The sequence below is a fragment of the Streptomyces cucumeris genome (assembly GCF_024295805.1).
Lineage (GTDB): Bacteria > Actinomycetota > Actinomycetes > Streptomycetales > Streptomycetaceae > Streptomyces > Streptomyces cucumeris.
The window spans coordinates 78,904-85,199 of sequence record NZ_JANCLX010000038.1; the positions used below are offsets into that span (position 1 = coordinate 78,904).

Consider the following 6,296-nt stretch of genomic DNA (forward strand, 5'->3'; position numbering starts at 1 on the left):
ATGGACTACCTCGCGCCGCCGAAGAGTTTGGTGATGAAGGTGAAGGCATTGATCACGACTTCACCGACCGTATAGGCAGTGCCGGTGTTCTCCTTGGGAACCCCGCCCGAGATGGCGCTGGTGATATCGCCGAGGGTGCTCCCGGTGCACCCCCGGTCGGTGTCTCCTATTTGAGCGTCGAGAGCTGTGTTCTTGTCGGACTTCGAGATGGACAGCCCCGGGTAGCAGGTCGTGCCCGTGGCGGAGAAGGTGACGTCCGCATGGGTACCCGCGACCGACCACTTCGCGATCGGCCGGTCGTTGTCACACCCGGCAAAGGCAACGCAATTGCCGTTGCCGTCGCGGTCGCCGTCCCAGAAGGCATACCTGCCCGCGTACCAGGTGGTGAACCGGTAGACCTGCACGACAGCAGCGACCTTGCCGGCCGGCAGCGTGGCCGTCTGGCACTGGCCGACCGGGAAACTGGGAAGGGCGATATGGCCCGTTTTGACGTCCGTGCTGGAGGGCTCCTGCACGGTGTAGTCGACCGTTGCCCGTGCGGCGTAGCCGCCGTTGTTGCAGACCTGCACCTTATTGGGTTCCGAGCCGATCGTACCGCTCTCGTACTGCGCCAAGAGATCGTCGACGGCGGTTTCCGATGTGTCGCCGCGCGGAGTAAGGGACCAATGCTGTGTCGTATCTCCACTGTCGCAGGTGCGCAGTATCACATTGCCCGCAGAGCTCACATCGGCCGGAGTAAGGCACTTGTCGTCGATGACATGGCGGATCAGAAAGTAGTCCGATCCGTCGTTCGCCCGCTGCAACGCCCACGCTCCGGCCGTGGGACACGAGGACGGCATGTGGAGCTGCGAGCCCGACTGTTCCTCCACGCAGCCGGAAGAATTCTGTAGATTGAATGTTCCGTCAGCGGCCGGAGCGACGGTGAGGCCCTCTTCATCAAGCCACGTTTCGAAGAGCTTGAACCAATGCGGCGGCGCAGGTTGAAAGCTCAGGTTGCTGTCGTTCCTTGGACTGACGGTGACCTGGAAGTCGCCCGTTCCACTGTCCGCCTGAGCGGGTGTCGCGGCAAGCGGGGCGGCGGCGATCGCCAGACTGGCCACAAGTGTGGCCGATTTCCTGATGGACGCAGACAGGGGAAAGCCGCGTCGACTCATTGCGGGCATAGCCCTTTTCCTCGCAGTATGGGTGAATGAGCTGTGAGCGCCAGTACTGTCAATGACTTCAGAGCCTTGACGAGTTCACTGGTCAGCAGGAATACGGTAGAGCTGCGGCGCTCACGCGCACCAGCGTGGAATTACCTGTCTTCCACACTCCCGAGGAAATTCGCAGCTGGACCGTCCTGGCTCAGCCCAGCGCGTCCATCAGGACAGTGACGTAGGCGTCCAGCCTTTGCTCCACGGCCCGCGTCGTCAGCTCTGTCCTCCCTGCATCCCGCCACGGCTGCGAAACCCACTGCACTTCTTCCGAGATCGCCAGCACGTCCCGCACATGCCAGTACAGCCGCTCGCTCCGGGCTGAGGCCAGCACCCCGCCGGCCTCCTCATACGCATCGGCGAACCGCAGCCCCCACGCCGGGCCGTGCAGCAACGCGAGATTGGTGGAGCAGTGCGCGACATCCGAGGTCCGCCGGGCCCCAGGAAGTTTGTGCCCAGTCGACGACGCCGGTGAGCCGGGGGCCTGCCGGGCTTGAGGAGCGCACGTCGAACAGCACATTGCCAGGGGCCGCACGGCGGGTCGCAACGCGTGGATCGCCACGAGTTGACGGGCCAGCACAGGGACGCGCGCCTCCAATCCCTCGTCTTCCAGGATCGTCCGGCCCGCCAGATGCGTCATGAGGAGCGACGGGTGCTCGCACTGCGCGGCGGTCGGATCAACCGCGACCAGTCCAGGGGCCGGCACACCGGTACCCCTGAGCAAGGTCAGAGCGTCTGCCTCCCTGAGCAAACCGTCCCCGGCGTGCTCCGTGTTCATGGTGACGAAGCTCCGCAGCACCAGGTCACGGGTGCCTCCGTCCCGCGTGCCGATGGTCAGCCGCTGCATGTCGGCAGTGATGCCGCCGCGCAGCGCCTCGGCGCTGCGGACCCGTTCGCCGACCTCCAGGTGTCGGCTCACCCACGCCAGTGTCATCGGTCGGACGGCCTCGACCGCGTCGTGGTTGGTCACCGTGTCACCTCATCATCCACACGGCAGCCTGGCCGTGATGGTCTCTATGATCGTTTGACAAGGTTCGTTATCGCCCATGTGGCCACCTGAGTGCGCGAGGTGCAGCCGAGTTTGGCGAGGATGCGCCGGACGTGTCCCTCGGCCGTGCGTGGGGAGATCACCAGCTTGGCCGCGATTTGCTTGTCGGTCAGGCCTTTGGCCAGCAGTGCGACAACCTGGTGTTCCCGCCGTGTCAGGGGTGAGGTGGCAATGTCAGCGGGCTGTGTGGTCGCCGGGGTGGCGGCCGGGGCCATCCCGAACGCCCGCTCAGCCGCCTGGGTGGGGCTCAGCGCTGTCCCCGTCTGTACGGCGGTCTCGAATGCGGAATCGCCGAGGGCGCGGCGCAGTCGTTCCTCGCAGGCGGTGTGGTATCGCAGGAGACGGCCCGCGCCAGGCAGGGCGGTGCCCGTCGCAGCCCACTGTGTCCGGGCGGCGCCGAGGACCACAGCTGCCGGCTCCCAACGTCCTTGGTCCGCGATAGCCCAGCCCAGAACTTCCAGGCACTGGGCGCCGATCAGCACATCCCGTGAGGGCTGGGACAGACGCAGTGCGTCCTCAAGGCAACTGATCGCGCGGGCAGGGCGCTCCTCGACCCAGTGGTGCAGGCCCAGCAACCATCGTGCGTAGGAGCGCGACCAACGGGCATCGTGAGCGTCGCACAGAGCCAGACACTCATCGACAGTGCTGCGGGCATGGGAATCACCAGTCAGGCAGCGAGCCAGGGCGAGAAGGAACAGCGCCGTCCACTCGCTCCACAGGTCCTTCCTGGCCCGGTGACTGCGCAGCGCTTCCTCCAGAAGCGCCACCGCCACCTCCAGATCGTCCTCGAAGAGCGCTACCAGCCCACCCAGCTCCGCGGCGTGCGTAACGGTTTCGGGATCGCCGAGGTGATCCGCGAGAGTCCGGCACTCGGTCAGCCGGTCCTTGGCCACATCGTTCTCGCCACGCAGCAGGGACAGCCAGCCATCAACCCAGAGCGCCTTGGCTCTGGCCGGGCTGGGCTGCTGATCCAGCGCCAAGGCCTGGCCCAGCCAGTGCCGTTCTTCGTCCAGATCGTCGGCGCTCAGCACATAGCTCCACAGGGAGCTCAGCATCCGCAGTCCGGCGTGGGCTTCTTCCGGTGTGCTCAGACAGAAATCCAGGGCGGCACGGATATTGCCGTGCTCACGGCACAGCCGGGTGTACCAGGAGTCCTGACGTGGGCTGAACCAGTCGAGCGCCGCACGGGCCGCCAGCCGCTGATAGTGATCGCGGTGGCGTCGGCGCACCGCCGTCTCCTCGTGCGACTCACGTAACCGCTTCACACCGTGGTGACGTATGGTCACCAGCATCCGGTACCGGGGCATTCCGTGGGACCCTTCCCGGATCAGGATCGACTTGTCCACCAGACCACTGATCATCTCCAAGGTCTGGCCTTCCGCGCCCCGGCCCGGCTCTGCCGCGAAGACCGCTTCGGCCGCCTCCAGGTCGAAGCCTCCGGAGAACACCGACAGCCGTGCCCACCCGAGCTGTTCCCGCGTCGTGCACAGCCCGTAGCTCCACGCCATGGCCGAGCACACGTTCTGCTGGCTCCGGGGAGTCGCCCGGCCACCGTAGTTGAGCGCCGAGAAATGATCCTCCAAACCGGACAGCAGTTGCTTCGGGCTCAGCACCCGCAACCATGCCGTGGCCAGCTCGATGGCGAGCGGAATGCCGTCCAGTAGCTGACAGACTCCGGCGACAGGCGGACCGTCCTCCGCGGTGAGCGTGAACTCCCCGACCGCGGCCGAAGCCCGCTCAACGAACAGCAGCACCGCGTCGTACCGTTCCATGGCGGTCGGAGTGGGCGAGGACTTCGGGTCGGGAGCCGAAAGCGGAGGCACCGTCAGCAGGAACTCACCGTCGACTCCGAGGGCCTGCCGACTGGTCGCCACAACCTGGACATCGGGAGCGGCAGCCAGCAGGGTGCGTACGAACGCGGCGCAGGGCTCCAGACGGTGTTCACAGTTGTCCAGGATCAACAACATCCGCCGACCGGCAAGGTGAGAGACGAGCAGGTCCATGGACGGCAGGGGTGAGGCAGGGTCGATTCCCAGCGCCGTCACGACCGTCCGTACCAGTAGCGCCTCGTCATCGAGGGAGCTCAGGTCCACCAGCCAAGTCCCGTCCGGGAACGAACGCCGCACCTCATAAGCGAGCCGCAGTGCCAGACGGGTCTTCCCGATCCCGGCCGGACCGGTCAATGTCAACAGCCTCGACCGCGCCAGTACCTGCCGCGCCCGCGACAACTCCCGCTGCCTGCCGACGAAACTCGTCAGCTCCGCGGGGAGGTTGCCCACCGATCGCCTTGCCTTCGCCACGCCTTCAACCCACCCCCTCAGGGCACGACAACCACAGACTCGAAGCCAAAGGCGACGACTGGACTCCCACGGATACGAAGAGGGCGAGCATGGACAGCAATTGTTCTTTCCCGGCCGATCACATTGGCGCTTGGTCCACTTCGGCCACCGGTTGGACCGATGCCAGTGGACAAACACCAGTATGCGTCCGATGGGCAGGGTCCCGATAGCGTAGTTCTACGGGTTCCCCTACGCGATCCATGCAGTGCTTGGGCCGGTTGATTATGCGTCCGGCAGCTTGTTCACAGAGGCTTCTGACGGTGCATCACACCAGCGCCACAGTAGACGCCTCGCTCGTGACCGGCGGTTACCGGACAGACCACAACCTCAAGCGCGCCTTAAGGCATCCCTAAGCATGATCGTCCGGCCATTCATTACCAAGGGTTACAGCACTCCGCACGGCTAGCATCCCCATGGCTGAAACCCAGCGGGACCGGGTCGTGCCATCGAGATTTCCGTCCCCTCTCAAGGAGCCGATCACAGCGCCAAGGTCCGCGCCATTCACCCAGTCGTCAACTCACGCTCATTCTCGTGCCATTCCGCCACCATGCCGACCGGATCCGATCCACGGTCACGGCATAGGGCGATGGACGTCTGTCCTGGACGGTACAGGAAGCATTCCCTCAAATGACTGAACCAAGGCCCATGTACGGCGCCACTCCAGGGCCGTACACCCGTTTCGTGCGGCCAGTGCTCCGGCACCAGGTGGAGGATGTGCCGCAGGCTCGGCTCTTCGACGACCAGAGGTCCGCGGCCGAGGCCACGACCGGTCCGAGGGTTCGGGAAAGACGGGCGGAGCCCCGTCCTCCCCGTCACAGGCGCAGACGGCACCGCCGTCGTCGAACGGCGGGCTGGAGCAGGTCGGCCCTCCTGTACTCGGAGACCGTGGGCGCCGGTCTCCTGGCAGTGGTGGCCTTGACGGTGACACTGTGCGATGACGGTGAGAGCCCTCCCCCCATCACCCACGGAAGGGCGCCGGTCATGACCCCCACCCCGACGACGACGCCGCCCACCGCATCGGGGACGCCATCCATGCCGACGACCGGGACCGCGACGGAGTCGTCCGGACCGGGCAGGCGACCGACACCGACGTCCGGATCCACGCAGGAGTCACAGGCGGGCTACTGCCGCGACTCGTCTTCCTGCCGCACCCACGGCCACTCTCTCAGCCGGGGCGACGTCGGCCCCGATGTCCATCGGCTCCAGCAATTCCTGTTCGGACAGGGCTTCACCTACGTGTCCGCCTCCGGCGTGTTCGACGAGGCGACCGTCCGAGGCGTCGCTCAGTACCAGCGCAACCGCGGCATCACCGGCGACCCCTTGGGAGTCTTCGGTCCAGCGACCAGTGCGTCCGCACAGGCCGCCGCACGACAGAAGAACACATGGCGATAGTCGCCGGACCACGGGCGCGGTGTCACGCCGCGCTGGAGAGGTACCGCTACTGCTTGCTCTTCGCCATGATCTCGGCCACCCGCTGGTCCAGAGCCTTCCGCTCGGCTTTGCACGCGCGCTCCGACGCTCGCAACTCGGGGGTGTCCTTGATGATCACCTTGCCGTCGCTGTCAGCGGTCGGCTGGGTGTAGCCACTTTGCTTCTGACACCGCTCCCACTTCGTCCGCAGTGTCCTGACCGTGGTGTCGGTGTCCAGTTCCGGCGGCAGCTTGCTCTCCCGTGCCTTACCGGTGGGGGCCCCGCCGTCCGGCCCCCCGTCGGGGG

General features: G+C 66.1%; 4 protein-coding genes and 1 pseudogene. 1 reads left to right on the forward strand and 4 read right to left on the reverse strand.

The window, feature by feature from the left end; genetic code table 11:
- Positions 1–5 precede the first annotated feature (5 nt).
- The 3 genes and pseudogenes from NMK44_RS35900 to NMK44_RS35910 all read right to left on the reverse strand — a co-directional run bounded on the left by NMK44_RS35900 (position 6) and on the right by NMK44_RS35910 (position 4,718).
- Complete coding sequence (locus NMK44_RS35900) at positions 6–1,100, reverse strand: RICIN domain-containing protein (protein ID WP_254751143.1); 1,095 nt, start codon at positions 1,098–1,100, stop codon at positions 6–8.
- Positions 1,101–1,344: 244 nt separating this feature from the next.
- Positions 1,345–2,127 (reverse strand): annotated as a pseudogene (locus NMK44_RS35905) (phosphotransferase family protein).
- Between the two features lie 80 nt (positions 2,128–2,207).
- Positions 2,208–4,718: an ATP-binding protein gene (locus NMK44_RS35910; protein WP_308358717.1), complete on the reverse strand. Its 2,511-nt coding sequence runs from the start codon at positions 4,716–4,718 to the stop codon at positions 2,208–2,210.
- Positions 4,719–5,612: 894 nt separating this feature from the next.
- On the opposite strand from NMK44_RS35910, the gene NMK44_RS42820 reads away from it, so the two are divergent.
- On the forward strand, positions 5,613–5,972 hold the full coding sequence (locus tag NMK44_RS42820) for a peptidoglycan-binding domain-containing protein (RefSeq protein ID WP_374215392.1): 360 nt from the start codon (positions 5,613–5,615) through the stop codon (positions 5,970–5,972).
- Between the two features lie 46 nt (positions 5,973–6,018).
- Here NMK44_RS42820 and NMK44_RS35915 read toward each other — a convergent pair.
- A partial coding sequence (locus tag NMK44_RS35915) for a hypothetical protein (protein ID WP_254751147.1) occupies positions 6,019–6,296 on the reverse strand: 278 nt, incomplete at its 5' end.